This is a genomic window from Demequina pelophila (assembly GCF_000971175.1).
Classification (GTDB): domain Bacteria; phylum Actinomycetota; class Actinomycetes; order Actinomycetales; family Demequinaceae; genus Demequina; species Demequina pelophila.
In genome coordinates this window covers 16569-41111 of the sequence record NZ_BBLY01000008.1, presented here as the reverse complement: position 1 = coordinate 41111, position 24543 = coordinate 16569, and the positions used below count along the sequence as shown (strand labels likewise).

Sequence of the window (24543 nt, the reverse complement as noted above, 5' to 3'; positions counted from 1 at the left end):
CCGCCATGCCTCTCACCTCCATCGCCACCGACGCGGAGGCGCTCACCACCACCGTCATCGCCGACCTCGCCGCCCCGCCCGAGCGCGTGTGGCAGGCCTACCTGGACCCCCGCCAGATCGAGCAGTTCTGGGGCCCGCCCGGCTGGCCCGCCCGCTTCCACCGCCACGACATGACCGTGGGCGGCCGCTCCCACTACTCCATGACCGGCCCTGAAGGGGAGCGGATGAACGGCTACTGGGAGGTGCTCGAGCTCGACGCGCCGCGCAGCTTCACCGTGCTCGACGGCTTCGCGAACGACGCCGGCGAGCCCGACCCGGACATGCCCGCCATGCGCGTGGTCTTCGGCTTCTCGCCCACCGAGGACGGCACCCGCCTGGTGAGCGTCACCCACCACACCTCGCTCGAGGCGCTCGAGCAGCTGACCGCGATGGGCATGGAGGAGGGCACCCGCCTCGCGATGACCCGCATCGACGCGGTCCTTCAGGGGCTGCGCGAGTTCGCCCAGGGCAAGGGCGTCATCACCGAGTTGTTCGACGACGGCGTCTGCGCCCGATTCTCCCGCTTCATCGACGCGCCCGTCGAGCGCGTCTGGGAGGCGCTCACAGCCCCGGAGCTGGTGCGACGCTGGCTGCTGGGCCCGGATGGCTGGGACATGACCGCCGCGGACATCAGCCTCGATCCGGGCGGCGTGACGCGACTCGCGTGGGCGCCGCGCGAGGGCGTCGAGGGCGCGCCGTTCGCGCTCGTCTCCACGACGGTCTTCGTCGACGCGCCGCACCGCTGGGTGGCCGACGAGACGATGGAGGACATGCCGTACCCGCCCACGCGCAACGACCAGACCCTGGTCGAGGCGGACGGCGGCACGCTCCTTGCCATCGTGTGCACCTACGCCAGCCCCGAGGCGCGCGACGCCCACCTCGCCACCGGCATGACCGACGGCATGGAGGCCTCGTACGCGCGGCTCGAGAAGCAGCTCGCTGCGGTGTAGGCGCGGGCGGGTGCCCGGCTGGGGCGGCGGGTGCCGCCCGCGTCCCCGCCCGGCCGCCTCCCGTCGCGCAGAGCGGATGGTGTCGTTTTCGAACCCTCGCCGCGTCTCAGGGAGCGAATCGTGACGCCGGTCCTTGCGCATCGGCCCCGGGCCCGCGACGCTGGGCCCATGGACAACGACGTCTCCCTCGACCCCTCCGACCAGGGCGCCCTGGTCGCCGCCGACGGCACCGAGGTGCTGCGCTTCCGGCGCATCCTTCCCGGTGCTCCGCACGAGGTGTGGCCGGCGCTGGTCGAGCGCGACCGCCTGGGCGTGTGGGCCTTCCCGGGGGAGTTCGAGCCCCGCGCCGGCGGCGCCGTGAGCTTCGACTACGGCGAGCACGGCCAGGGCGCGGGCACGGTGCTCGCCTGGGACGAGCCGCTGTTCCTCGAGTACGAGTGGGGCGAGGGGCCCATGCTCTGGCGGGTGAGGTTCGCTCTCTCCGAGGCGCCCGGAGAGGGCGGCGCCGGCGGCGCCGGCCCGCGCACCGCGCTCACCTTCGACCACCTCGCCCCGGATCCGCACGATCCCGACTTCGCCGCGGGCTGGCACTGGCACCTCGACCGTCTCGCGCGGCACCTGGCCGGCGAGGACGTGCCACAGACCGGCACGGACGCCCACTTCGAGGAGCTGCAGCGCCTCTACGCGCACGCCGAGGGGTAGCGGCGCGGCACGCGGTCCGCACCTGGACGAGCGAACTCAGACGAGCGAATTCAGACGAGCGAACTCAGGCCGGCGCGAGGGGCAGCGAGATGGACACGGTGGTGCCCTCGCCCTCGATCGAGGCCACGGTGAGGTCGCCCGCGTGGGCCGAGACGATCGCGGAGGTGATCGCGAGGCCGAGCCCCGCGCCGCCGGTGGACCGCGCCCGCGAGGTGTCGCCGCGCACGAACCGGTCCGTGGCGCGCGCCGCGATCTCCGCGGGCATGCCGGGGCCGTCGTCGACCACGCGCACGTGGGCGCGGGAGTCGTCCTGCGACACGTGGACCGTGACGTGCGGCCCGCCGTGCACCGCGGCGTTGGTGACCACGTTGATGACGGCCTGGCGCAGCCGGTCCGGGTCCGCGAGCGCGGTCACCGGCGCAGGCGCCTCGAGCGCGAACTCGGTCCCGGGGCGGGCCGCCGTCGCGTCCGCGACCACCTCGCGGCACAGTGCGGACAGCTCGATGGGCGCGGAGTTCAGGGACGGCTCCGCGTCGAAGCGCGCGAGCATGAGCATGTCCTCGACCAGGCGCCGCATGCGGCTGGCCTCGGCCTCGGTGCGCGACCAGGCGTCGGCCACGTCCTCGTCCCTGCGGATGGCGCCGCGGCGGTAGAGCTCGGCGTAGCCCAGCACGGTGGTGAGGGGCGTGCGGAGCTCGTGCGACGCATCGGCCACGAACTCGCGCAGCTGCTTCTCGGACCGCTCGCGCTCCTCGATGGAGGCGGTGAGCGTCCCGATCATGGTGTTGAGCGAGTGGGCGAGCTCGGCGGACTCGGAGCCGCGACCGGCGCCCTCGAGGCGCACGTCCAGGTCGCCCTCGGCGATCTTGGCGGACGCGTGCACCATGCGGCGCATGGGCGAGACGCCCAGCCGGATGACCCACCAGCCCACGGCGCCCAGCGCCGCGAGGATGCCCAGGATGCCCAGGCCCTCGATGAGGATGAGGCGCTGCGTGGTCGCGGTCACCCCGTCGAGCGGCAGCGCGGTCGCGACCGCGCCGTTCGTGGCGGCCTGGACCATGACGCGCCACTCGGTCTCGCCGTCGGACGATGCGGCGGTGAAGTAGGTGGTCCCGCTCTCCGGGAAGTCGTCGACGGTCAGCTCCGGACCGGCAACGCTGCTGCCCGTGGTGTTGGGCACGAAGCGCACCCACTGGGTGCCGTCGGTGGCATAGATGGCCTGCCACGCCTCGGACGGGCGGGAGTACTCCTCCGCCATGTCGTCCGGGTCGACCAGGCGGGGCCGGGGGTTCGAGTCGCCCGGGCCCGAGTAGGTCGCGAGCCGCTCGTCGAGCTGGTCCATGAGGTACGTGTGCGTGGTCGCGGTGACCACGCCCGCCACCGCGATGGCGATCGCCGCGATCGCGCCGAGTCCGATGAGGACGCGGGCGCGCAGCGACAGGCCCTGCCGAGCGGTCACGACGACCTCAGCGTGTAGCCCACCCCGCGGATCGTGTGGATGAGCTTGGGCTCGACGGCGTCGATCTTGCGGCGCACGTAGCCGATGTACGTCTCCACGACGCCCGGGTCGTCGTCGCGCGAGTAGCCCCACACGCCCTCGAGCAGCTGGCCGCGCGAGAGCACGCGCCCGGTGTTCTGCATGAGGTAGCGCAGCAGGTTGTACTCGGTGGGGGAGAGCTGGATCTCCTCGCCGGATCGGGTGACGCGGTGCGCGACGTCGTCGAGCTCGAGGTCGGCGACGCGGTACACCTCGGACTCGGAGGGCGCGTGCTCGACGCGGCGGGAGACCGCCTCGACGCGCGCGACCAGCTCGTCCAGGTTGAACGGCTTGTCCAGGTAGTCGTCGCCGCCCAGGGTGAGGCCCTCGACCTTGTCCTTGGGGCTGTCGCGCGCCGTGAGGAAGATGACGGGCGTGCGGTCGCCGGCGTCGCGCAGGCGCTTGCACACGGCGAAGCCGTCGAGCTTGGGCATCATCACGTCCAGCACGATGAGGTCGGGACGGACCTCGCGCACGGCGCGCAGGCCGTCGTGGCCGTCGACGGCCTCGTGGACGTCGTAGCCGGCGTAGCGCAGCGCGGCGCAGAGCATGGTGCGGAGGTTGTCCTCGTCATCGACTACAAGGATGCGGCGTTCGGGCATGCGATCAGTGTGGCACCGGACCCTGGCACTTTGCTGGGAGGACGCTCACGATCGGCCTGGACGCGACTCTCCGCCGAGTCCCGCCTGGGTCACAGCGTTCTCCCAGGTTCCGTCGGTTGACTTGAGGGTATCAACGGCTCCCCGAGCCCCACCCCGGCTCCACGAGCCCCGACGGAACGAGGTTCCCCATGTCCATCGCAGCGTTCATCGCCGCAGATCTCATCGCCATCGCGACCCTGGTCTTCCTGCTGTACTACCCGCGTCACCGCCGGCGCGACATGATCGTCGCCTTCCTGTCGATCAACGTCGGTGTCATGGGCGTGACGTACGCGATGACCAATGCGGACATCTCGCTGGGCTTCGGACTGGGAATCTTCGCGGTGCTGTCGATCATCCGGCTGCGCTCGACGGAGATGGACCACGCGGAGATCGCGTACTACTTCACGGCTATCGCGCTGGGCCTCCTGGGCGGCTTCCCCGCCATCACGCCGATCATCAGCTTCACCCTCATGGCCGTCCTCCTGGGCGTCATCGCGGTGGGCGACCACCCCCGGCTGTTCAACCGCACCCGCCACCAGCAGATCGTGCTCGAGCACGCCTACACGGACGAGGACCAGATGCGCGCCGAGCTCGCCGCGATCCTCCACGCCCGCATCGACCGGGTGAACGTCCGCAAGACGGACCTGGTCAACGACTCCACCGTCGTCGACGTGCGCTACACCGTCCTGTCGGACCCGCGTCGCCCTCTCGATGACCGCATCGAGGGGGCAGCGGGTGCTGTCTCCACGCAGGCCGCCGGCTTCGCCCCGGCCCAGGCGTCGGCCCCGATCCAGGGCGGCGACGCACGATGACCGCCTGGGAGTCCGCCGTCGCCCGCCTCGACGCCGTCTCGCTCGAGGAGCTGCAGGAGCGCGCCGAACTGCTCACCCGCGTGGACCGCAAGTACCTGGTCCCCGAGGCCGAGTGGGCCCACATCGTCGAGTCCCTGGACGATGCGCCGCTCGCCCTGGACATCCAGGGCGAGCGGGAGTTCGGGTACCGGTCCATGTATCTGGACACCGCCGACCTCGAGTCCTACCGCGCCGCGGCCCACCGCCGCCCCTCGCGCTACAAGGTCCGCGCCCGCACCTACCTGGACACGGGCGGCACCGCGATCGAGGTCAAGCTGCGCGGGCGTCGCGGGGAGACGGTCAAGCGCCGCCACTTCGTCGACAGCCCCTGCGGCCGCGACGGCCGGCTCCAGGGCGAGGCGCGCGAGTTCGTCGCGGGCTTCGGGATCGACGCGGACCGCCTGGTCCCCACGCTCGAGACCCGGTACCGCCGCTCGACCCTGCTGACGCGCGACGGCCGGCTCACGGTCGACCGCTCGGTCAGGGGCATCGACCCGGCCGGCGCCGCCGTGAGCTACGGCGACGACCTCGTCATCGAGACCAAGGGCGGCCAGCGCCCCGGCGCGATCGACCGCGCCCTGTGGGCCGCCGGTCACCGCCCCACCCGCATCAGCAAGTACTGCACCTCCCTCGCGGCCCTGCGTCCCGAGCTTCCGGCCAACCGCTGGAACCGGACCCTCCGCCGCCACCTCGTCCCCACCGCGTCGCCCGTTGCGGCGTCGCTCTAGAAAGGTCCCCTGCCATGCGCACCCGTTCCCTCATCCTCGCCGGCGCGATCGCCGGAACCCTCGGCCTCGCCGGCTGCACCGCCACGGTCACCGGCACGGAGGACTCCTCCTCCGCCGCGACCGCAGCGGCGTCGTCCACCTCGGACGCCACCGCATCGTCCACCGACGGCTCCGGCACGACCGCGACCCAGACGGTCGCGGCCGCCGCGGACCTGGTCGAGAACACGTACGACCAGCTGCAGGTGAAGTCCTACGACGTGCCGGTCGACGAGTCGCAGTCCGTCGACATCGAGCTGGCCGACGGCGCGACCTCCGCCGGCGACGGGTTCACCGTCGACGGCGACACCGTCACCATCGTCGAGGGCGGCGTCTACCGCCTCTCGGGCGAGCTCACCGCCGGCCAGGTGGTGGTCGCGACCGACGACAAGGACGTCACGCTCATCCTCGACGACGTCTCCATCACCGCGGCCGCGACCGCCGCGATCGAGGTCCAGGACGCGGACGAGGTGGTCGTGTGGCTCGCCGACGGCTCCGACAACTACCTCGCGGACTCCGGCTCCGCCGCCGCGACGGACGAGGAGGACGCCCCGAACGCGGTGCTGTACTCCACCGAGGACATGTACATCGGCGGCGACGGCTCGCTCACGGTCGAGGCGGGCGTCGAGGACGGCATCACGTCCAAGGACGGCCTGGTCATCGCCGGCGGCACCATCGAGGTGACCGCGGCGGACGACGGCATCCGCGGCAAGGACCACCTGATCATCGAGGACGGCGACATCACCGTCGACGCCGGCGGCGACGGGCTCAGGTCCGACAACGAGGCCGACGAGGACGACGCGACCCACGCGGTCGGCGTCCTGTGGGTCACCGGCGGCCAGATCGACGTGACCGCGCTCGCGGACGCGATCGACACCTACAACCAGGTCACCATCGAGGGCGGCAGCCTCACGCTCGACGCGGAGGACGACGGCATCCACACCGAGGGCGTGCTGCACATCAGCGGCGGCACCGTCGACGTCACCAACTCGTACGAGGGCTTCGAGGGCGGCGTGATCCGCCTCTCCGGCGGCGAGGGCACCGTGGTCGCGAGCGACGACGGCTTCAACGCCACCTCGGGCTCGTCGAGCTCCGGCACGGGCGGGGACATGGGCGGCATGGGCGGCGGCGCGACCGGCGACATGGGCGACATGGGGTCCCGGTCCGAGCGCGGCTCGGGCGGCCCGGGTGGCACCCGCGGCCCGGGCGCGTCCGCCGACGGCACGGCCACGGACGCCTCCACCACCGCATCGTCCACCGCGACCACGGCCACCACCACGACCGCGACGGTGAGCGCCACCTACTCCGACGCGACCGCGACCGCGGCCGACACCGGCTCGACCACCACGGTGCAGACCGCCATGGGCGGCGACCAGGCGAGCTCGGGCGTGATCGTCGAGATCTCCGGCGGCACCTGGTACGTGGACGCCGGCGGCGACGGGCTCGACTCGAACGGCACGCTGACCATGACCGGCGGCACGGTCATCGTCGACGGCCCGACCAACAACGGCAACGGCCCGCTCGACGTGAACGGCAGCGCGGAGATCTCGGGCGGCACCCTCGCGGCCTCGGGCTCGTCGGGCATGCTCGAGTCCCCGACCGCGACCGGCGACCAGGGCGTCCTGGTGATCGCCTTCGCCTCCGCGGTGCAGGCCGGCACGGCCATCACGGTGACGGACTCCGACGGCGATCACGTCGCGACCTTCACCACCGGCAAGACCTCGCAGTCGCTGGTGCTGTCCACCGCGGACATCGTGACCGGCCAGGACTACACGGTGACGGTCGGCGCGACGGTCTCCGGCTCCGCGACCCACGGCCTCGTCACCGATGGTTCCGCGAGCGGCGGCAACGAGCTGGGCACCGTCACGGCACGCTGACGATGGTGCAGGGCGGGGGCCGATGCGTCGGTCCCCGCCCTTTCGCCTTGCGCCGGGAGTGGGGCGGCCGGGAGCGGGACGGCCGGTCCGGTCTCCGAGCGACGTCCCCGCCCGTTCTCAGCCGCCTCTCAGGGAGGCGCGGCAGTCTAGACAGTGAGGGGCCTCATTGATCCCCCCACCTCCCAGCGGGGCTCCTCACCCCCCGATCGAGCGCCCCCGGTGCGATGCATGGCTCACTCCTCTCGGAGCCAGGCACCGCACCGGGGGCGCTTGTCGTTGGAGGTTGCCCGCGGCGGGGGTCAGCCCGCGAGCTCGACGCCCAGCTGCCGCGACCGCGCGACGGCGGCGTTCGCGCCCGCGGAGATCACGCCCTGCAGGCCCGCGTGCTCCATCGCCTTGAGTGCCGCCAGCGTGGTGCCGCCGGGCGAGCTCACGCGCTCGCGCAGGTGCGCCGGGGTGTCGCCCGACTGCTCGAGCAGCGCGCCCGCGCCGATGAAGGTCTGCTGGGCCATGCGCACCGCGACGTCGCGGTCGAGGCCCTGCATCACACCCGCCTCGACGACGGCCTCGACGATCGCGTAGTAGTACGCCGGCGCGGAGCCCGCGACCACCGTGACGGCCTCGATGAGGGGCTCGTCGACGCGCACCACCAGGCCGGTGGCGGCGAGCATGCGCTCGACCAGCGCGAGGTGCTCCTCCGTCGCGTGCGCCCCCGGCGAGATCGACGTGGCGCCGCGGCCCACGATCGACGGCGTGTTCGGCATGGCCCGCACGACGGCGATGCCGTCCATGAGCCGCTCCTCGTAGAACGATGCGGGCAGCGCCGCGGCCACGGTGAGCACCAGGGCCGCCGGGGAGACCGAGGCGCCGATCGCGTCGAGCACCTCGCCCATCTGCTGCGGCTTCACCGCGAGGATCACCACGTCGGCGTCGGCGACCGCGCCGGGCGCGTCGTCGGCGAGGCGGACTCCGTGGTCGGAGACCAGCTCGGCGCGCCGCTCGGGGCGGTGCTCGGCGACCGTGATGGCGGTGCCGGGCCAGCCGGCCGCGCGCAGGGCGGCGATCATGGTGCCTCCCATGACGCCGGCGCCGACGACGGCGATCGAGGGAAGGGTGGTCGGGGTCGTGGCGGCTTCGCTCATGGCCCCAACCTATCGCGGGACGATGCACGGACCTGGCCCGTGCATCGTCCCGCGTCGGGGTGCGGGAGGGGCCTCAGCCCGTCCGGCGGCGCAGGGTGAGCACCCCGAGCAGCAGGGCGCCCACGATGAAGGCGGCGAGGATGCCCACCTCGGCCCAGATCGCGCCCGTGTCGCCCGCGAGCAGGTGGTTGATCGCGTCGATCGAGTAGCTCATGGGCAGGGCGTTGGAGATGAGCTCGAGGGCCCGCGGCATCGCGTCGCGGGGCATGAACAGGCCCGCGATGAGCAGCTGGGGCAGGATCACGGCGGGCATCATCTGGACGGCCTGGAACTCGGTTCTGGCCAGGGACGATGCGGCGAGGCCGAGCGCGGTGCCCAGCAGCGCGTCCATGACGATGATGAGCACGAGCGCCGGGGTCGAGCCCTGGATGTCGAGCTGCAGCACGTACACGCTGTACAGCACCAGCAGGGTGCCCTGGACGACGGCGACGAGGCCGAATGCCACCGCGTATCCCATCACCACGTCGCCGCGGCGCACGGGCGAGGCCATGAGGCGCTCCATGGTGCCCGACGTGCGCTCCCGCAGCGTGGAGACGGACGTGATGATGAACATGAGGATCATGGGGAACAGGCCCATGATCTTGGCGCCCAGGGGGTCGAACAGCGGCTGGCCGGTCGACGGGTCCGGGGTGTCGCCGAACATCCACCACAGCAGGGTGAGCAGGAGCATCGGCACGAGCATCAGCAGCCCGATGGTGCGGCGGTCGCGGCGGAACTGCTGCAGGATGCGCTTGGCGGTCAGCGCGGTGAGCCGGGGGTTCATGCCGCTCCCTCCTTGCTCGCGAGGGTGAGGAAGGCCTGCTCCGCGTCGGCGGCGCCGGTCTGGGCGAGGATCTCCTCGAGCGTGCCGTCGGCCAGGACGTGGCCGTCGCGCAGGAACACCAGCCGGTCGCAGCGCACGGCCTCGTCCATGACGTGGCTCGAGACGATGAGCGTGGTGCCCTGGTCGGCGAAGCGGCGGAACAGCTTCCACAGCTCGTTGCGCAGCGCCGGGTCGAGGCCCACGGTGGGCTCGTCGAGGATGAGCACCTCGGGGTGGCCCACCAGCGCGGCCGCGAGCGAGGCGCGCGTGAGTTGGCCGCCGGACAGGGTCCCGGCGAGCTGGTCGGTCTGGTCCGCCAGTCCCACCGCGTTGATGGTGTGCGCGACCTGGTCCTTGGGGGCGCCCACGAGGCCCGCGAAGTAGGCGACGTTCTCGCGCACCGTGAGGTCGGGGTAGATCGAGGGGGCCTGCGTGACGTAGCCGACGCGGTCGCGCAGCGGGGCGGTGCCCGCGTCGTGGCCCAGCACGGTGACGCCGCCGCCGGCGACGATCTGCGCGCCCACGATCGCGCGCATGAGGGTGGACTTTCCGGCGCCCGAGGGGCCCAGCAGTCCGACGACCGACCCGCGCGGCACCGCGAGGGACAGGTCCGGGAGGATCTCCTTGCCGCCGCGCACCACCCGGAGGTGCTCGACGAGGATGGCGGGGGGCTCCGCCTGGGGTGCGTTCATGTCCTCAATTCTTCACCTGGGGAATTGGCGTGTCAAGCGGGAGGTGCGGTGTCGAGGCCGTCGTCGAGGTCCCCGTCGATGAAGTGCTGCAGCACGGGGCCGTAGAGCCGGACCACCTGGTCGGTCGTCGCCTCGACGAGCGCGGGCAGCCGCACCACGTACCGGCCCATGGCCAGGCCCGCGACCTGGGTCGCGCACGCCGCGGCGCGCACGGCCGCCTGGTCCTCGCGCACCATCCGCAGCATCACGTCGCGCATCATCATCCCGGCGAAGGCGGGCCCCACCTCCTCGACCGCGGTCATCGAGCCCATGATCGCCCGCAGCCGCGGCGCCAGCACCGGGTCCTCCCACAGCGACACGACCAGCCGCACGAACTCCTCGCCCAGCCGCTCCCGAGGGACGGCGAGCAGGGCGGCGACCCGCGCATCGTCCGCCCGGAGGGGCCGCAGGGCCTCCGCGAAGAGGTCCGCCTTGCCGCCGAAGTAGTGCCGGATGAGCGCGGGGTCCACCCCGGCCTCGCGGGCGATGGCCCTCATTGACGCCGCGGCGTAGCCGCGCTCGGCGAAGGCGTGGGCGGCGGCGGCGACGATGTCCGCGCGGGTGTCCGTGCCCCCGCCGCGTGGTCCTCGCGCGCGGGCGCCGGGCGCGTCGTCCGTCGCGCTCTCCGCCGGGCCGCGCGCGCTCACAGCGCGAGCAGCTCCAGGAACGCGTCGATGCCCTCGGTGGGGCCCACCGCCTCGAGGTACGCCGCGCCGTGCGTCCACATCACCCGCGTGTCGGTCTCGGAGGAGCGCCGCGCCTCCGAGCCCACCGCCGCGCCGGCGACGGTGTGCTCGCCCACGTCCCCGTCGCGCGGCTGGCGCTCGAGCGCCTTCACCGCGTCCTCCTCGGTGTACAGCTGGTAGGCCTCGACCGTGTACTCCGCGGTGCCGTTCGTGTAGACGAGCGTGTGGTGCTCGGCGACCCGGCCCGGCAGGATCGTGGCGTCCGCGGGGTCGTGCGTCGTGGCCTCGACCATCGACCAGCGCTCGAACGTCGCGGGCATGGCGGCGAGGAACGCGGTGGGGTCCTCGAGCTCGACCGGGTCGACGGCGTGGACCACCTCCGGCGCGACCACATTCGCGGCGGGGATCTCGATGGGCTCCGGCTCGCCCACGTAGAGGTACGCGCCGTAGCCCAGCGCGCCCAGGATCGCGAGCCCCGCGATCACCAGGGGCCACGCCCGCCCGGGAGTGCGCGGGGACGATGCGCCGGCCGGGGGCCGCTCGGAGGTCGCGCCCTCGGGGGTCGGCGCCGAGGGCGCGGTCGGGGCGGTTTCGGTCGGGGCGGGTGCCGAGGCGGAGCCCGAGGCGGGCGCCGAGGCGGAGCCCGAGGCGGAGCCCGAGGCGGGCGCCGATGCGCCGGTTGCCTTGCCAACGGCGTCCCCCTTCAGCCGATAGAGCTTGGGGGCGTCGTCGGGGCGTGCGCGGGGAGGCGTGGGCTTCGAGGGCGCGACCTCGGGCCGCTGCGCCGCGGTGTCGTCGTGCTCCGTCATGCGACCAGGGTACGGGCGGGGGCCGACGCCCCGGTCCGGCCGCGCCGTGGCGGGGCTCGGGGCGGTTTCGGGGCGGGGCCGGGGCATGTGTCGGGGCCTGTGTCGGGGCATGTGTCGGGGTGCATCGAGGGGCTGTCGGTGGCCGCGGGTAGCGTGTCCGCATGGCCACGTCGACCCGCCGCTCCTCGCCCGGATACCGCTGCACCGAGTGCGGCTGGACGGCCGTGAAGTGGGTGGGCCGGTGCGGCGAGTGCCAGTCGTGGGGGACCGTCGAGGAGGCGGGTGCCCCGGCCGCCGGCCCGGCCACCAAGGCCACCTCCGTGACCGTCGCGGCGACCCCGCTGCCGGATGTGTCCGCGGCGGCCGCGACCCGCGCTCCCACGGGGGTCGGCGAGCTCGACCGCGTGCTCGGCGGAGGCTTCGTCCCCGGCGCCGTGGTGCTCCTCGCGGGCGAGCCGGGCGTGGGCAAGTCCACGCTCCTCCTCGACGTCGCGGCGCGAGCCGCCCGCTCCGGCGGCACGGTCCTGTACGTGTCCGGCGAGGAGAGTGCCGGGCAGATCCGCCTGCGGGCCGAGCGCATCGGCGCCCTCGAGCAGGAGGTGCTCCTCGCCGCGGAGACGGACCTGGGCGCGGTGCTCGCCCACCTCGACCAGGCGTCACCCTCGCTCGTGATGATCGACTCGATCCAGACCATCGCCTCCGCTCAGGTCGACGGCGCACCCGGCGGCGTGGGCCAGGTGCGGGAGGTCTCCGCTGCACTCATCCAGGCGGCCAAGACCCGCGGCGTGCCCATGGTCCTCGTGGGCCACGTCACCAAGGACGGCTCCGTGGCCGGCCCGCGCATCGTCGAGCACCTGGTCGACGTGGTGTGCCACTTCGAGGGCGACCAGCACTCGACGCTGCGGCTGCTGCGCGCGCTCAAGAACCGCTTCGGCTCGGTCGACGAGGTGGGCTGCTTTCAGCTGGTCGACACCGGCATCGAATCCGTCGCGGATCCGTCGGGGCTGTTCCTGTCGCGAGAGTCGCGCCCGGTGCCGGGCACGTGTCCCACCATCACCCTCGACGGCAAGAGGCCGCTGCCGGCGGAGATCCAGGCGCTCGTCGCGCCGTCGGCGCTGTCGAACCCGCGCCGCGCCACCTCGGGCGTCGACGGCTCGCGGGTGGCGATGCTGCTCGCGGTGCTCCACCGGCGCGTGGGCCTCGCGATGGCCTCGGACGACGTGTACGTCTCCCCCGTGGGCGGCGCGCGCGTCACCGAGCCGGCCGCGGACGTGGCCCTGGCCTTGGCTCTGGCCTCCGCGCGGGTCGACCGGCCGGTGCGGGCGGGCTGGGCCGCGATCGGCGAGGTGGCCCTGTCCGGCGCGGTGCGTCCGGTGAGCGCGACGGCTCAGCGCGTCGCGGAGGCGGCGCGCCTGGGGTTCACGGACGTGATCGTGCCCGAGTCGGCGGCCGCGGCGCGCCTGCCCGCGGGCGTGCGCGCGCACCCGGTCGCGAACCTCGCGCAGGCCGCCTCGCTCGCGATTCCGGAGTAGGAGCGCCGCCTGCGACTCCCGAGCGGGCGACCCGTTCGCCGGGTCGGTGCCCCGATCTCGATTCCTGCCTCGGCGCCGCCGGGCCGGGCCTCAGGCGATCTCGAAGCGGACGGGATCGATCGCGATGCCCTGCACGGTGAGCTGCGCCCAGTAGACGCCCGCGGTCGCGGTCTTGCCGCCGCCGCAGTCCGCGGCGCTGGTGGCGCGCGGCCAGTCGATCGTCACCGATTCCTCGGCGCCGGTGTCGAGCAGGTAGCGCGTACCGATCACCGTCGACTGCGCGGGGCAGTGCGCCGAGTCCCACACGTGGTGGTCGCCCGAGGTGATCGCCAGGCTCGTGTCCTCGCCGTTGGCGGTGAGCAGGCATGGCTGGGCGCCCACCTGGTGGATCGTGACGTCGAAGCTCGCGCCGTTGCCCGCGGCGGTCATCGTGATGGAGAGGTCGTCGCTGGTGCAGTCGGGGATGGCGGGCTGCTCGCTCTCGGTCGGCTCGGGGCTCGGCTCGGCGTCGTCCGCCGCCGCGTCCGAGTCCTCGCCCGATTCCGCCGCGGCGGCGGCCTCGTCGTCCCCGGCCTCGGGGTCCGCGCTGGGCGAGGCCCCGGCCGAGGCTTCCGCCGCCGGCGAGGCGCCGGCCGCCGGCTGGGCGTCCCCCGCATCGTCCCCGGTCGCGGTGAGGGCCCGCGCGATCAGCCACCCGAGCGCGATGACGACGATGAGCGCGACGAGCACGGTGATGCGTCGTCGCCAGTACACCGCCGCGGGCAGGCGGCGCGGTCCGTGTGCGCTCATGATGCGTCGTCGCGAGTGCACCGCCGCGGGCAGGCGGCGCGGTCCGTGTGCGCTCATGGGGGCCTCCTTCGGCCCACACGGTAACCCGCGCGGCGGCTGGGACACTGGAGCCATGCCGCGCCCCACCCCGAGCCAGTCCGCGCGGATGGTCGGCGCGGTCACCGCGTGGTTCGCGCGCGAGGGCCGCGACCTGCCGTGGCGGCGGCCGTCCGCGACCGCGTGGGGCGTGCTCGTCAGCGAGGTGATGCTCCAGCAGACGCCCGTGGTGCGAGTCGAGCCGGTCTGGGCGGAGTGGATGGAGCGCTGGTCGACGCCGGCCGCACTCGCGGCCGCCACCCAGGCCGATGCGGTGCGCGCCTGGGGCCGCCTCGGCTACCCCCGCCGCGCCAAGCGGCTGTGGGAATGCGCCGGGGCGATCGTCGAGCGGCACGGCGGCGAGGTGCCGCGGGGGCTCGAGGAGCTGCGCGCCCTGCCCGGAGTGGGGGACTACACGGCCGGCGCCGTGGTCTCCTTCGCGTACGGCGGGCGGGCACTCGTGCTGGACACGAACGTGCGGCGCGTGATCGGGCGGGCGTGGGGCGGCGAGCCGCTGCCCGCGGCCCACCAGACGGCGGCGGAGAGGGCACGGGCCCAGGCGCTGGTGCCGGAGGACGATGCGGCCGCCGCCCTTTGGGCTGCGGCCTCCATGGAGCTGGGGGCGCTCGTGTGCACCGCCCGCGTGGCGCGATGCGACGCATGCCCGCTCGCGGACGACTGCGCGTGGTTCGCCGCGGGCTGCCCGGGGCTCGAGGCCGCGCCGCGGCGCACCCAGCCGTGGCACGGGACCGACCGCCAGGTCCGGGGGAGGGTGATGGCGCTGCTGCGCGCCGCATCGTCCCCCGTCAATGTCACCGGCCACGCGACGCTCGAGGACGTGGAGACCGGCCAGCTCGACCGATGCCTGGCGGGGCTGGTCGAGGACGGGCTCGTCACTCTCGTGGACGACGCGCGAGGGACCTATTCGCTGTAGGGGCGCCGGGCCCATTCGCCGCGGCGGCCAGCCCGGCCCGACCCATTCGCCGCAGGCCCATTCGCCGCAGCGGTAGATCTGGGCACGAGTGGCCGCCCTTTCGTGCGCCCATCTACCACTGCGGCCGGATGCCTCGGGGTCAGGCGTAGTGTGTGCCGTGCACCGCGTGCGGGTCGATGGCCGCGATCTCCTGCGCAGTGAGCTCGGGGACGTTGAGTGCCGCGACGTTGGTGCGCAGCTGGTCCACCGAGGACGCGCCCACGAGCGCCGACGTGACCCGGCCGCCCCGCAGCACCCACTGGAGCGCGAGCTGGGCGAGGGACTGCCCGCGCCCGGCCGCGATCCTGTTCAGTGCGCGGGTGCGCTCGAGGTACGTCTCGGTGACCTGGCGCTCATGCAGGAACTGCGAGTGGGTGATGCGCGAGCCCTCGGGGATGCCCGCGAGGTAGCGGTCGGTGAGCATGCCCTGCGCGAGCGGTGAGAACACGATCGACCCGGCGCCCACCTGGTCGAGCGCGTCGAGCAGGCCGTCCTCGGCGGTGCGCTCGTACATCGAGTACTTGAACTGGTGGATGAGCAGCGGGGTGCCCAGCTCGCGCAGGATCCGCGCGGCCTCGACCGTCGCCTCGGGGCCGTAGTTCGAGATGCCTGCATAGAGCGCCTTGCCCGACCGCACGGCCTGGTCGAGCGCCATCATCGACTCCTCGATGGGCGTGTCCGGGTCGGGGCGGTGGTGGTAGAACACGTCGACGTAGTCGAGCCCCATGCGGGCGAGCGACGCGTCGAGGCTGCTCAGCAGGTACTTGCGCGAGCCCCAGTCGCCGTACGGGCCGGGGTGCATGTAGTAGCCGGCCTTGGTCGAGACGACGATCTCGTCGCGGTAGCGCGCGAGGTCGCGCGCGAAGATCCCGCCGAAGTTGGTCTCCGCGGAGCCGGGCGGCGGGCCGTAGTTGTTGGCCAGGTCGTAGTGCGTGATTCCCATGTCGAACGCGGCGAGGATGATCTCGCGCTGGCGGTCCAGCGGGTGGTGCCCGCCGAAGTTCTGCCATAGCCCCAGGCTGATGCGCGGCAGGCGCAGCCCCCACCGGCCGCATCGGCGATAGTCCATGGTCTCGTAGCGGGCGTCGTCGGCCACATGCGGATCGTGGGTCATGGCGCCAGGTTATCCGCGGCTCAGACCTCCGCACGTGGTAGATCTGGGCTCGAGTCGGGCCTCACACGTGCGTCGAACTACCACCAGGGACGATGCGATGGCGCGCCGAGCGGGCACGCGCCGATGCGGTTCTCCACAGGGCTTTCACGGCGGCCGCCCGGGTGGAGACGCTGGTGCGATGACCAGGTCGGCGGCGCGCGACGGGCGGCTCGACGCGCTCATGGAGCAGCTCGCGCGTCCTCGCACGGCGGCGGTGTCGCGCACTCGGGCGGAGGAGGCGTTGGGAAGGCGCGGGGTTGCGCACGCGATGCGCGAGGGCACCCTGGTGGAGATCCTGCCGCGCGTTCTGGTCGCCGGCGCCCGAGCGGACGAGCATCTGGCGCGTTGCCAGGCCGCGGTGCTCTGGGGAGAAGGCCGCATCTACATCTCCGGCGCGTCTGCGTTGCGCCTCGAATGCGACCGTTTCGAGGAGCCGCGGACGGTGCACGCGGTGGGGCCGCGCGGATACCACCCGCAGGCCCCTCCGTGGCTGCGGATCCGGCGCACAGGTGTGCCGGACCTGTACGTGAACCGCCTTGGTGTGCGGTGCGTGCTCGGCGAGGAGGCCGTGGTCGACGCGTGGACCCGTGCGCGGCCGCGCGACCGGCAGGACTTGCTCTACGTGGCGCTGTGGGCGCGGGTGGCATGGCCCGGCAGGCTCGCGGAGGTGGTGGCGACCACGGCCCGGCTGCCCAGCCGCTACGAGATGGACTCGATCCTGGGCGAGTTCGCCGCCGGAGCCCGATCGCCGGGGGAGGTGCTGGCCCGGCGCCGCGTGTTTGTGGGCTCCGAGTTCGCCGAACTCGAGAGGAGCGCCGAGTTCCACGTGGCGGGCCGGAACAGGTTTCCCGACCTGGTGCATCGCCGTGCGCGGCTGGTCGTCGAATGCGACGGCGACGCGTATCACGGCACTCCGGGAGCGGTGGCGGCCGACCGCCAGCGCGATGCCGACTTCCTTGAGATCGGGTACTCCACCCTGAGGTTCGGGTTCACGGATCTGCGGACGCGGCCGGAGTGGTGCAGGCGGAAGCTGCGCGGAGTGCTGCGCAGTCGACTCGGCGGGTCGGAGCCGTCGCCGGGCGTCGCGTCGCGGTAGGTCGAGGCGCGCGGGCCCCGGCCGGCGCATCGGTCCTGGTGGTAGGTCCCGGCACGAACCATGGCCGATACGTGCGTGGATCTACCACTCGCCGATGGCTGGGGCTGGGGCGGGGAGGACCGCGCTGGCCGTGGCCGGCGCATCGGTCCTGGTGGTAGATCCCGGCACGAACCGGGCCCGATACGTGCGCGGATCTACCACTCGCCGCTGGCTGGGGCTGGGGCTGGGGGGCCCGCGCTGGCCGCGGCCGGCGCATCGGTCCTGGTGGTAGATCCAGGCACGAACCATGGCCGATACGTGCGCGGATCTACCACCAGGCGCGGGTTGGGTGGGCAAGCGGGCCGGTGCGTGCGTGGGGGCCCGCGCGAACCGCGGCCCGGAGGTGGGAAACGGCGAACCTAAGCCGCGGCTCGGAGGCGGGAAACGGCGAACGCGAGCCGCGTACGGGCCCACGCGAACCCCGCGCGCCCCACGACAAAGGCCCGGCCCACCCATCGCGGGTGAGCCGGGCCTCGGTGGCGCGCCGTTCCTGGAAGGCGTCGCGCGTCAGTCCTTCTTGGAGCCGACCTCCGGGTCCTCGGTGATGGGCGAGTCCGTGACGTCGTCGCGGTCGATGCCCTCGAACGTGAACTCGCCCAGGATGCCCTCGCCCTGCGCGTCGACGCGGACGATCTGCCCCGCGGTGACCTCGCCGAACAGGATCTTCTCCGACAGCGGGTCCTCGATCTCGCGCTGGATGGCGCGGCGCAGCGGGCGGGCGCCCAGGACGGGGTCGTAGCCCTTCTCCGCGAGCAGGTGCTTGGCCGCCCGCGTGAGCTCCACGCCCATGTCCTTGTCCTTCATGCGCTCGTCGAGGCGGGCGATCATGAGGTCGACGATCTGGATGATCTCCTGCTGCGTGAGCTGCGGGAAGACCACCACGTTGTCGACGCGGTTGAGGAACTCCGGCTTGAAGTGCTCCTTGAGCTTGCCGTTCACCAGCTTCACCATGTCGTCGTACGTCTGGCCGCCCTCGGTGATGGCGGAGAAGCCCGTCGCCTGGCGGCGCGAGATCGCGTCCGCGCCCAGGTTGGTCGTCATGATGATGATGGTGTTCTTGAAGTTGACCTCGCGGCCCTGGGCATCCGTGAGCTTGCCGTCCTCCAGGATCTGGAGCAGCGAGTTGAAGATGTCCGGGTGGGCCTTCTCGACCTCGTCGAACAGCACGACGGAGAACGGCTTGCGGCGCACCTTCTCGGTGAGCTGGCCGCCCTCCTCGAAGCCCACGTAGCCGGGAGGCGCACCGAAGAGGCGGGCCACCGTGTGCTTCTCGCCGTACTCGGACATGTCGAGCGAGATGAGCGACTCCTCGTCGCCGAACAGGAACTCCGACAGCGCCTTGGCGAGTTCCGTCTTTCCCACACCGGTGGGACCGGCGAAGATGAACGAGCCGCCGGGACGCTTGGGGTCCTTGAGGCCGGCGCGCGTGCGGCGGATCGACTGGGCGAGCACCTTGATGGCCTGCTCCTGGCCGATGACGCGCTTGTGCAGCTCCGACTCCATGGAGAGCAGGCGGCCCGACTCGTCCGAGGACACCCGGGTCACCGGCACGCCGGTGGACATCGACAGCACCTCCGCGATCAGGTCCTCGTCCACCACGGCGGCGACGTCGAGGTCGCCCGACTTCCAGGCCTCCTCCTTGCGCGAGCGCTCCTCGGAGAGCTTGCGCTCGACGTCGCGCAGGTTCGCGGCCTTCTCGAAGTCCTGCTCGTCGATCGCGGACTCCTTGTCGCGGCGCACGTCCGCGATCCGGTCGTCCAGCTCCTTGAGCTCCGGCGGGGAGGTCATGCGGCGGATGCGCAGGCGCGCGCCCGCCTCGTCGATGAGGTCGATCGCCTTGTCCGGGAGGAAGCGGTCGGAGATGTAGCGGTCCGCCATGGTCGCGGCGGCGACGATCGCGTCGTCCGTGATGGTGACGCGGTGGAACGCCTCGTAGCGGTCGCGCAGCCCCTTGAGGATCTCGATCGCGTGGCCCAGCTCCGGCTCCGGCACCTGGATGGGCTGGAAGCGGCGCTCGAGCGCGGGGTCCTTCTCGACGTGCTTGCGGTACTCGTCGAGCGTGGTCGCACCGATGGTCTGCAGCTCGCCGCGGGCCAGCATGGGCTTGAGGATCGAGGCCGCGTCGATCGCGCCCTCGGCCGCGCCGGCGCCCACGAGCGTGTGGATCTCGTCGATGAACAGGATGATGTCGCCGCGCGTGCGGATCTCCTTGAGCACCTTCTTGAGGCGCTCCTCGAAGTCGCCGCGGTAGCGCGAGCCGGCCACGAGCGAGCCGAGGTCGAGCGTGTAGAGGTGCTTGTCCTTGAGCGTCTCCGGCACGTCGCCGCGCACGATCGCCTGGGCCAGGCCCTCGACCACGGCGGTCTTGCCGACGCCGGGCTCGCCGATCAGCACGGGGTTGTTCTTGGTGCGGCGGCTCAGCACCTGCATGACGCGCTCCTGGATGAGCTCGCGTCCCACGACGGGGTCGAGCTTGCCCTCGCGCGCGGCCTGCGTGAAGTTGCGGCCGAACTGGTCGAGCACGGTCGAGCCGGCGGGCTGGCCCTCCTGGGGGCCGCCGCCCGCGGCGACGGGCTCCTTGCCCTCGTAGCCCGAGAGCAGCTGGATGACCTGCTGGCGCACGCCGCCCAGGTCCGCGCCCAGCTTGCCCAGCACCTGCGCGGCCACGCCCTCGCCCTCGCGGATGAGGCCCAGCAGGATGTGCTCGGTGCCGATGTAGTTGTGGCCCAGCTGCAGCGCCTCGCGCAGCGACAGCTCGAGCACCTTCTTGGCGCGCGGGGTGAAGGGAATGTGGCCGGACGGGGCGTGCGAGCCCTCACCGATGATCTCCTGGACCTGCTCGCGCACGCCGTTGAGGGAGATGTCCATGGCCTCGAGCGCCTTCGCGGCGACGCCCTCGCCCTCGCGGACCAGTCCGAGGAGGATGTGCTCCGTCCCGATGTAGTTGTGGTTGAGCATGCGCGCCTCTTCCTGCGCGAGCACCACCACTCGACGGGCCCGATCGGTGAACCGCTCGAACATGTCAGCCTCCCTTGAGTCGTCCGGCCGGGGCCGGGGTCGCGGAGACACTTCCCCCGCTGTGTGTTCCAGGCTAACCACGGGGTCCGACAGGAATGGGGCATGTTCGCCACCGGCGTGACGATGTTGACGAGTCCGAAACATCCCTTTCTGGGGACGATGCGCGGGCCGGGGGCCTCGCGGCAGGCGCCGCGGGGCGCCCGGTTCAGGCCTCGACGAGGATGGTGATGGGGCCGTCGTTGACCAGCTCGACGTCCATGTGCGCGCCGAAGACGCCGGTCCCGACGGTCAGCCCGCGCTCGCGCAGCGCGCTCACCACGGCGCCGACGAGCGGCTCGGCGACCGGCCCCGGCGCGGCCCCGTTCCAGGAGGGCCGCCGGCCCTTGCGCACGTCCGCGTACAGCGTGAACTGGGAGACGACGATGACGGGCGCGTCGACGTCCGACGCCGACCTCTCGTCGTCGAGGATGCGCAGCTCCGCGATCTTGCGGGCGAGGGTCGCGACCTGCTCGGGCCCGTCGCCGTGGGTCGCGCCCACGAGGGCGACGATGCCCTGGCGGTCGAAGGATGCGGTGACGGCGCCGTCGACGGTCACGGACGCGCGCGAGGCGCGCTGGAGGACGGCCCTCACGCAGCGATCACCAGCCGCCGGAGCTGCGGTTCGAGTTCCCGCCCAGCGTCGGGCCGCCGATCTTGGGGCGCACATCCACGAAGTACACGATGACCGCGACGACGGAGACGATGCCGAGGATGCCGCCGATGCCCCCGCCCGTGCCCAGCGGCCACGGCAGCGAGATGAACGCGATGAGGGTCGCGACGCCCAGGATCGCGAGCCAGATGGTCTTGGTGAGCTTGCCCGCGTTGCGGAACGCCGTATCGGGCCGCCTCGCGGCGTCGATGACGCCCCACACGGCGCCGGCGAGCGCCGCCGCGGAGATGACGAGCACGACCATGGCCTGCAGCGAACCGAACACGGGAACCTCCTCCAAGAAACCGGCACCTACGCTAGCGCAGGCGCGGCGAGCCTCATGCGGGCCCTACGACATGTCCCCGCCGTCGGCGCCGCATCCCTTGCCCATGAGCAGCCCCTTCATGGTGGGGCCGGGGCGGTCGGGGCGGTCGGCGGAGACGCCGTCGGCGTTGACGATGAGCTCCTGCGCGGCAGTCACGGGGCCGCCGTCCGTCGGGACGGTGAGCGTCGCGGCAGGGTCGACGTTGCGCTTGAGCACCGCGAGCGCGATGGGGCCCAGCTCGTGGTGGCGCGCGACGGAGGTCACGCGCCCCACCACCGCGCCGTCCGCGGTGTGGACGGGCGTGCCGGGCTCCGGCAGGGTGTGCGCAGAGCCGTCGAGGTGGAGCAGGGTGAGCCGCCGCGGCGGGCGGCCCACGTTGTGCACCTTGGCGACCGTCTCCTGGCCCCGGTAGCAGCCCTTGTGCAGGTGCACGGCGGTGCGCAGCCAGTCGAGCTCGTGCGGCAGGGTGGTCTCGTCGACCTCCCGGGAGGCCCGGGGACGATGCGCGGCGATCCTGATCGCCTCGCTCGCCCAGGTGCCGGCGAGGGTCGCGCCGGCGGCGACGCGCGCGTCGATCTCCGTGGCGAGGCTCTCGCGCGGCACGAGCACGAGCCGCCAGGGACGCGCCGTCGCGGCGTCCGCCGTGGCCGCGGGGTCGGCCGCGTACGACGTGCCGCCGGCGGTGATGCCCGGCCACGGGTCCACCCAGGAGACGAGCCCGTCGCCGGCGGGAGCCGCGACCGGCTCGCCGATCGCCGCCCAGGCGGCCGTCGCATCGGCCACCTCGACGCGGAGCATGAACCGCATCCGGTCGAGGAACGCGGCCAGCGCGGGCGCGGACTCGGTGATCAGCCACGCGGTGGTGCCGTCGTCGACCAGGCCGGCGACGTGCTCGATGCGTCCCTGGGGGGACAGGATCATGAGCTCGGCGGCCTCGCCCGGAGATAGTGAGGCGACTGACTGAGTGCAGAGGGAGTCGAGCCATGTGAGCCGGTCGGGACCGGCGACGGTCACCACGCCCAGGTGGGACTGGTCGACCACGGCGCGGCCGGACTCGAGGGCGCGCTGCTCGGCGGTGGGGTCGCCGTAGTGCCAGGGGACGCCCGCGTCGGGGCCGAGTCCGTCGACGGCGCCGGGGCGCGACAGCAGGGAGGAGGCGGTCATGCCGGGTGAACGCGCGGGGTGCGCGTCAGGATTCCGCGGACTCGGCGTCGGGGACCTCGGGGCCCTCGACGCGGCTGAGCCGCGCGCTCGCGTAGGACTGGAGCTTGTGGCCGAATGCCGCGAGGTCCCACGTCCACATGAGCTCGCCCTGCACGTTGCCGTACATGCGGGTCGCGCCGCGCACCTCGGGGCCGGTCTCGGTCGAGGCGGCGAAGCGGGTCGCGAGGTCGATGCGGCCGTTGCCCACGGCACCGAAGTAGCAGGTGAGCACGCCGGAGGCGTCCGCGAGCACCACCTCGAGCGGGTGCTGGAAGTCCTTGAGCTCGACGCCCTCGGGCGCGTGCGGCGCGACGCGCCAGAAGCCGGACTCCGCCGACCACACCTGGCCCACCTCGCCGTCCTCGCCCATGAGCGTCAGCGTCGAGGTGTAGCTCAGATACGGGCCGCCGTCGTGGTCGAACACCACGCGCTGGCGGAAGTTCGCGGCCTCGATGCCGGGGTAGTCGAGCACGCCGTGGCCCTCCCACACGCCCACCACCCACGCGAGGGGGTAGACCTCGGGCGCGAGGTCCGACGGGATGACGAAGGTCACCGCTTGGGGCCCTTCACGAGGTTGTAGACGACGATCCCGACGACCCACGCGGTCGCCGCGAACGCGAGCACCGCGAGCGCGGTGAAGGTCATCTCGAGCGCGGTCATGCCCACACTCTAGCGACGGGGGCGCGCCGACCGGAACGGCGCGCGGCGCGCGGCCCGGACAAGGGACGATGCGGCGCGTCAGTAGACGAGCGCGGTCGCCCCGGGGGCCGTCGCCTCCGCGACGAAGGCCGCGGCGCCGGCGATGCGGGCGCCCGCGACCAGCGCATCGTCCCCGATGTCGCGCCGGCGCGCGCACTGCGCGCACACCGTGAGCGTCCCGCCGGCCGCGAGGATCGCGTCGCGCAGCTGCGACAGCGGCGGCGAGTGGGGGATGGTGACGTCCTCGCTGCCGGCGACCGCGGCGAGCGTGGCGTCGCCCGTGAGCCACACGCTCACCTCGAGCCCGGATGCGGCGGCCGTGGCGGCGACCGTGAAGGCCTGCAGGTACGTCTCGGGACGCTCCGCGCCCCACGTGCACTTGACGACGAGCGCGGGCATCAGGCGGCGCGGGCCGTCGCGCGACGGAAGAGCAGGTACATCTCGCAGCCCAGGCACAGCCCGAAGACCGCCTGGAGCGCGGACGCGAAGGTGAGGAAGCCCACGAAGATGAGGAAGCCCAGGCTCCAGCCGGCGAGCGCGCAGGCCACCGCGGCGGTGGTGAAGAACAGGCCGAGCTGCTGCGCGAAGCGGGGCGGGCGGAAGGACTCGGTCTGGGCCGGCGGGCTCAGGCGCGGCCGGACGAAGGCCTTGAAGAACGCCCCCTGGAGCGTGGCCTGGGGGCCGCGGATCGCGCCCGGGACGTAGAGGACGGCGAGGATCGCCATGATCGCGACGCCCGGCCACGCGTCGCCGATGACCAGCGCGACGACCGCACCGGTGAGGGTGACGGCCGCCCCGAAGCGGGGGCCGCGGGGATCGATCTGAATGTCCGGCATGGGGGCCTCCTTGGCGGGGAGTCTAGGGGTGGGGACCGCTGCGGGCCAGGCCCGGGTGGATGCGGCGCGAGGGACGCGGCTAGATGGAGTAGTCGGTGCCCGTGCGGGGCACCGCGGCGAGCGCCTCGCGGGCCTGCGCCTCCGTGGGCGCTCCGGAGATGCGGGAGACCGGCACCCCGTCGCCGTCGAGGAGCAGGATCGTGGGGGTGCGCATGATGTCGAGCTCGCGCGCGAGGTCGAGCCGCTCGGAGGCGTCGATCTCGATGTGGGCGACGCGCGGATCCTCGCCGGCGACCCGGGCCAGCAGCGCCGCCGTGGGCGGGCACTTGCTGCACATGGGCGTCGAGAACTGCAGGAAGGTGGCGTGATAGCCGCGCTGCGCGCCGAGCGTCGCGGAGGACAGCGCGCCCTCGCGCTCGACCTTCGTGACGCGGCCCTGTCGGCGGCGCCACCACACGGCGGCCACGCCGGCGAGCGCGAGCACGGCGACGGCGACGAGGAGGCGGGTGAGCTCCGGGGTGAGCAA

The 24543-nt window shown here is 73.2% G+C and carries 25 protein-coding genes; 8 read left to right on the top strand and 17 right to left on the bottom strand.

What is annotated here, in order from left to right; translation table 11 throughout:
* The first annotated feature begins 5 nt into the window (after positions 1 to 5).
* Together AOM03_RS11415 and AOM03_RS11410 are read left to right on the top strand one after the other, a co-directional pair.
* On the top strand, positions 6 to 989 hold the full coding sequence (locus AOM03_RS11415; protein ID WP_062381479.1) for an SRPBCC family protein: 984 nt from the start codon (positions 6 to 8) through the stop codon (positions 987 to 989).
* A gap of 168 nt (positions 990 to 1157) precedes the next feature.
* Positions 1158 to 1691 carry an SRPBCC domain-containing protein gene (locus tag AOM03_RS11410; protein ID WP_062381477.1) on the top strand — a complete coding sequence of 178 codons (534 nt, stop codon included), beginning with the start codon at positions 1158 to 1160 and terminating at the stop codon, positions 1689 to 1691.
* A gap of 64 nt (positions 1692 to 1755) precedes the next feature.
* Here the strand turns inward: AOM03_RS11410 and AOM03_RS11405 are convergent, their stop codons facing one another.
* Entirely contained in the window at positions 1756 to 3150 is a 1395-nt protein-coding gene (locus tag AOM03_RS11405) for a sensor histidine kinase (RefSeq protein WP_062381475.1), read from the bottom strand.
* Positions 3147 to 3830, bottom strand: a complete 684-nt coding sequence (locus AOM03_RS11400) for a response regulator transcription factor (RefSeq protein WP_062381473.1) — start codon at positions 3828 to 3830, stop codon at positions 3147 to 3149. The genes AOM03_RS11405 and AOM03_RS11400 overlap by 4 nt, the downstream gene beginning before the upstream one ends.
* Positions 3831 to 4018: 188 nt before the next feature.
* Here AOM03_RS11400 and AOM03_RS11395 point away from each other — a divergent pair, with 188 nt between their 5' ends.
* From AOM03_RS11395 to AOM03_RS11385, 3 genes are read left to right on the top strand one after another with little or no spacing between them, the layout of a single operon-like run.
* A complete protein-coding gene (locus AOM03_RS11395; RefSeq protein WP_082092377.1) occupies positions 4019 to 4681 on the top strand; it encodes a DUF4956 domain-containing protein in 663 nt (220 codons plus the stop codon).
* The gene (locus AOM03_RS11390) at positions 4678 to 5448 is read left to right on the top strand and encodes a polyphosphate polymerase domain-containing protein (protein WP_062381471.1); all 771 of its coding nucleotides are present in this window, start codon (positions 4678 to 4680) and stop codon (positions 5446 to 5448) included. The genes AOM03_RS11395 and AOM03_RS11390 overlap by 4 nt, the downstream gene beginning before the upstream one ends.
* Positions 5449 to 5462: 14 nt before the next feature.
* Complete coding sequence (locus tag AOM03_RS11385) at positions 5463 to 7361, top strand: carbohydrate-binding domain-containing protein (RefSeq protein WP_062381469.1); 1899 nt, start codon at positions 5463 to 5465, stop codon at positions 7359 to 7361.
* 299 nt (positions 7362 to 7660) lie between these two features.
* Here AOM03_RS11385 and proC read toward each other — a convergent pair whose 3' ends face one another.
* From proC to AOM03_RS12840, 5 genes are all read right to left on the bottom strand, one after another.
* The gene (gene proC / locus AOM03_RS11380) at positions 7661 to 8503 is read right to left on the bottom strand and encodes a pyrroline-5-carboxylate reductase (protein WP_062381466.1); all 843 of its coding nucleotides are present in this window, start codon (positions 8501 to 8503) and stop codon (positions 7661 to 7663) included.
* 73 nt (positions 8504 to 8576) lie between these two features.
* The gene (locus AOM03_RS11375; RefSeq protein ID WP_062381464.1) at positions 8577 to 9326 is read right to left on the bottom strand and encodes an ABC transporter permease; all 750 of its coding nucleotides are present in this window, start codon (positions 9324 to 9326) and stop codon (positions 8577 to 8579) included.
* Positions 9323 to 10057, bottom strand: coding sequence for an ABC transporter ATP-binding protein (locus AOM03_RS11370; protein ID WP_062381462.1), 735 nt, complete (start codon positions 10055 to 10057; stop codon positions 9323 to 9325). Before AOM03_RS11370 ends, AOM03_RS11375 begins: the two co-directional genes overlap by 4 nt.
* A gap of 32 nt (positions 10058 to 10089) precedes the next feature.
* Positions 10090 to 10743: a TetR/AcrR family transcriptional regulator gene (locus AOM03_RS12845; protein ID WP_062381461.1), complete on the bottom strand. Its 654-nt coding sequence runs from the start codon at positions 10741 to 10743 to the stop codon at positions 10090 to 10092.
* Positions 10740 to 11591, bottom strand: a complete 852-nt coding sequence (locus AOM03_RS12840) for a hypothetical protein (RefSeq protein WP_062381459.1) — start codon at positions 11589 to 11591, stop codon at positions 10740 to 10742. The genes AOM03_RS12845 and AOM03_RS12840 overlap by 4 nt, the downstream gene beginning before the upstream one ends.
* A gap of 161 nt (positions 11592 to 11752) precedes the next feature.
* Here AOM03_RS12840 and radA point away from each other — a divergent pair, with 161 nt between their 5' ends.
* On the top strand, positions 11753 to 13123 hold the full coding sequence (radA, locus tag AOM03_RS11355) for a DNA repair protein RadA (protein WP_062381457.1): 1371 nt from the start codon (positions 11753 to 11755) through the stop codon (positions 13121 to 13123).
* Between the two features lie 90 nt (positions 13124 to 13213).
* Here radA and AOM03_RS11350 read toward each other — a convergent pair whose 3' ends face one another.
* Entirely contained in the window at positions 13214 to 13969 is a 756-nt protein-coding gene (locus AOM03_RS11350) for a hypothetical protein (protein WP_062381455.1), read from the bottom strand.
* 55 nt (positions 13970 to 14024) lie between these two features.
* Here AOM03_RS11350 and AOM03_RS11345 point away from each other — a divergent pair, with 55 nt between their 5' ends.
* Positions 14025 to 14921, top strand: a complete 897-nt coding sequence (locus AOM03_RS11345; RefSeq protein ID WP_062381453.1) for an HhH-GPD family protein — start codon at positions 14025 to 14027, stop codon at positions 14919 to 14921.
* 139 nt (positions 14922 to 15060) lie between these two features.
* On the opposite strand, the gene AOM03_RS11340 is transcribed toward AOM03_RS11345, so the two are convergent.
* The gene (locus tag AOM03_RS11340) at positions 15061 to 16074 is read right to left on the bottom strand and encodes an aldo/keto reductase (RefSeq protein WP_062381451.1); all 1014 of its coding nucleotides are present in this window, start codon (positions 16072 to 16074) and stop codon (positions 15061 to 15063) included.
* A gap of 178 nt (positions 16075 to 16252) precedes the next feature.
* Here AOM03_RS11340 and AOM03_RS11335 point away from each other — a divergent pair, with 178 nt between their 5' ends.
* A complete protein-coding gene (locus AOM03_RS11335) occupies positions 16253 to 17209 on the top strand; it encodes an endonuclease domain-containing protein (protein WP_062381450.1) in 957 nt (318 codons plus the stop codon).
* A 546-nt stretch (positions 17210 to 17755) separates the two neighbouring features.
* On the opposite strand, the gene AOM03_RS11330 is transcribed toward AOM03_RS11335, so the two are convergent.
* The 8 genes from AOM03_RS11330 to AOM03_RS11295 form a co-directional block, all read right to left on the bottom strand.
* Positions 17756 to 20269, bottom strand: coding sequence for an ATP-dependent Clp protease ATP-binding subunit (locus tag AOM03_RS11330; RefSeq protein ID WP_062381448.1), 2514 nt, complete (start codon positions 20267 to 20269; stop codon positions 17756 to 17758).
* A 202-nt stretch (positions 20270 to 20471) separates the two neighbouring features.
* The gene (gene dtd / locus AOM03_RS11325) at positions 20472 to 20897 is read right to left on the bottom strand and encodes a D-aminoacyl-tRNA deacylase (protein ID WP_062381446.1); all 426 of its coding nucleotides are present in this window, start codon (positions 20895 to 20897) and stop codon (positions 20472 to 20474) included.
* 7 nt (positions 20898 to 20904) lie between these two features.
* Positions 20905 to 21240: a DUF2516 family protein gene (locus tag AOM03_RS11320; protein ID WP_062381444.1), complete on the bottom strand. Its 336-nt coding sequence runs from the start codon at positions 21238 to 21240 to the stop codon at positions 20905 to 20907.
* A gap of 63 nt (positions 21241 to 21303) precedes the next feature.
* Positions 21304 to 22443: a CAF17-like 4Fe-4S cluster assembly/insertion protein YgfZ gene (gene ygfZ / locus AOM03_RS11315; protein ID WP_062381442.1), complete on the bottom strand. Its 1140-nt coding sequence runs from the start codon at positions 22441 to 22443 to the stop codon at positions 21304 to 21306.
* Between the two features lie 25 nt (positions 22444 to 22468).
* On the bottom strand, positions 22469 to 23035 hold the full coding sequence (locus AOM03_RS11310; protein WP_062381440.1) for a heme-binding beta-barrel domain-containing protein: 567 nt from the start codon (positions 23033 to 23035) through the stop codon (positions 22469 to 22471).
* Between the two features lie 185 nt (positions 23036 to 23220).
* Positions 23221 to 23580: a DsrE family protein gene (locus AOM03_RS11305; protein ID WP_062381438.1), complete on the bottom strand. Its 360-nt coding sequence runs from the start codon at positions 23578 to 23580 to the stop codon at positions 23221 to 23223.
* Positions 23580 to 24017 carry a DUF4395 domain-containing protein gene (locus tag AOM03_RS11300; protein WP_062381436.1) on the bottom strand — a complete coding sequence of 146 codons (438 nt, stop codon included), beginning with the start codon at positions 24015 to 24017 and terminating at the stop codon, positions 23580 to 23582. Before AOM03_RS11300 ends, AOM03_RS11305 begins: the two co-directional genes overlap by 1 nt.
* Positions 24018 to 24096: 79 nt before the next feature.
* Positions 24097 to 24543: a thioredoxin family protein gene (locus tag AOM03_RS11295; protein WP_227589979.1), complete on the bottom strand. Its 447-nt coding sequence runs from the start codon at positions 24541 to 24543 to the stop codon at positions 24097 to 24099.

Coding starts and splice junctions, on each gene's coding strand:
- AOM03_RS11415 (WP_062381479.1), top strand. CDS start 6: ATGCCTCTCACCTCCATCGCCACCGACGCGGAGGCGCTCACCACCACC.
- AOM03_RS11410 (WP_062381477.1), top strand. CDS start 1,158: ATGGACAACGACGTCTCCCTCGACCCCTCCGACCAGGGCGCCCTGGTC.
- AOM03_RS11400 (WP_062381473.1), bottom strand. CDS start 3,830: ATGCCCGAACGCCGCATCCTTGTAGTCGATGACGAGGACAACCTCCGC.
- AOM03_RS11395 (WP_082092377.1), top strand. CDS start 4,019: ATGTCCATCGCAGCGTTCATCGCCGCAGATCTCATCGCCATCGCGACC.
- AOM03_RS11390 (WP_062381471.1), top strand. CDS start 4,678: ATGACCGCCTGGGAGTCCGCCGTCGCCCGCCTCGACGCCGTCTCGCTC.
- AOM03_RS11385 (WP_062381469.1), top strand. CDS start 5,463: ATGCGCACCCGTTCCCTCATCCTCGCCGGCGCGATCGCCGGAACCCTC.
- proC (WP_062381466.1), bottom strand. CDS start 8,503: ATGAGCGAAGCCGCCACGACCCCGACCACCCTTCCCTCGATCGCCGTC.
- AOM03_RS11375 (WP_062381464.1), bottom strand. CDS start 9,326: ATGAACCCCCGGCTCACCGCGCTGACCGCCAAGCGCATCCTGCAGCAG.
- AOM03_RS11370 (WP_062381462.1), bottom strand. CDS start 10,057: ATGAACGCACCCCAGGCGGAGCCCCCCGCCATCCTCGTCGAGCACCTC.
- AOM03_RS12840 (WP_062381459.1), bottom strand. CDS start 11,591: ATGACGGAGCACGACGACACCGCGGCGCAGCGGCCCGAGGTCGCGCCC.
- radA (WP_062381457.1), top strand. CDS start 11,753: ATGGCCACGTCGACCCGCCGCTCCTCGCCCGGATACCGCTGCACCGAG.
- AOM03_RS11350 (WP_062381455.1), bottom strand. CDS start 13,969: ATGAGCGCACACGGACCGCGCCGCCTGCCCGCGGCGGTGCACTCGCGA.
- AOM03_RS11345 (WP_062381453.1), top strand. CDS start 14,025: ATGCCGCGCCCCACCCCGAGCCAGTCCGCGCGGATGGTCGGCGCGGTC.
- AOM03_RS11340 (WP_062381451.1), bottom strand. CDS start 16,074: ATGACCCACGATCCGCATGTGGCCGACGACGCCCGCTACGAGACCATG.
- AOM03_RS11335 (WP_062381450.1), top strand. CDS start 16,253: ATGACCAGGTCGGCGGCGCGCGACGGGCGGCTCGACGCGCTCATGGAG.
- AOM03_RS11330 (WP_062381448.1), bottom strand. CDS start 20,269: ATGTTCGAGCGGTTCACCGATCGGGCCCGTCGAGTGGTGGTGCTCGCG.
- ygfZ (WP_062381442.1), bottom strand. CDS start 22,443: ATGACCGCCTCCTCCCTGCTGTCGCGCCCCGGCGCCGTCGACGGACTC.
- AOM03_RS11305 (WP_062381438.1), bottom strand. CDS start 23,580: ATGCCCGCGCTCGTCGTCAAGTGCACGTGGGGCGCGGAGCGTCCCGAG.
- AOM03_RS11300 (WP_062381436.1), bottom strand. CDS start 24,017: ATGCCGGACATTCAGATCGATCCCCGCGGCCCCCGCTTCGGGGCGGCC.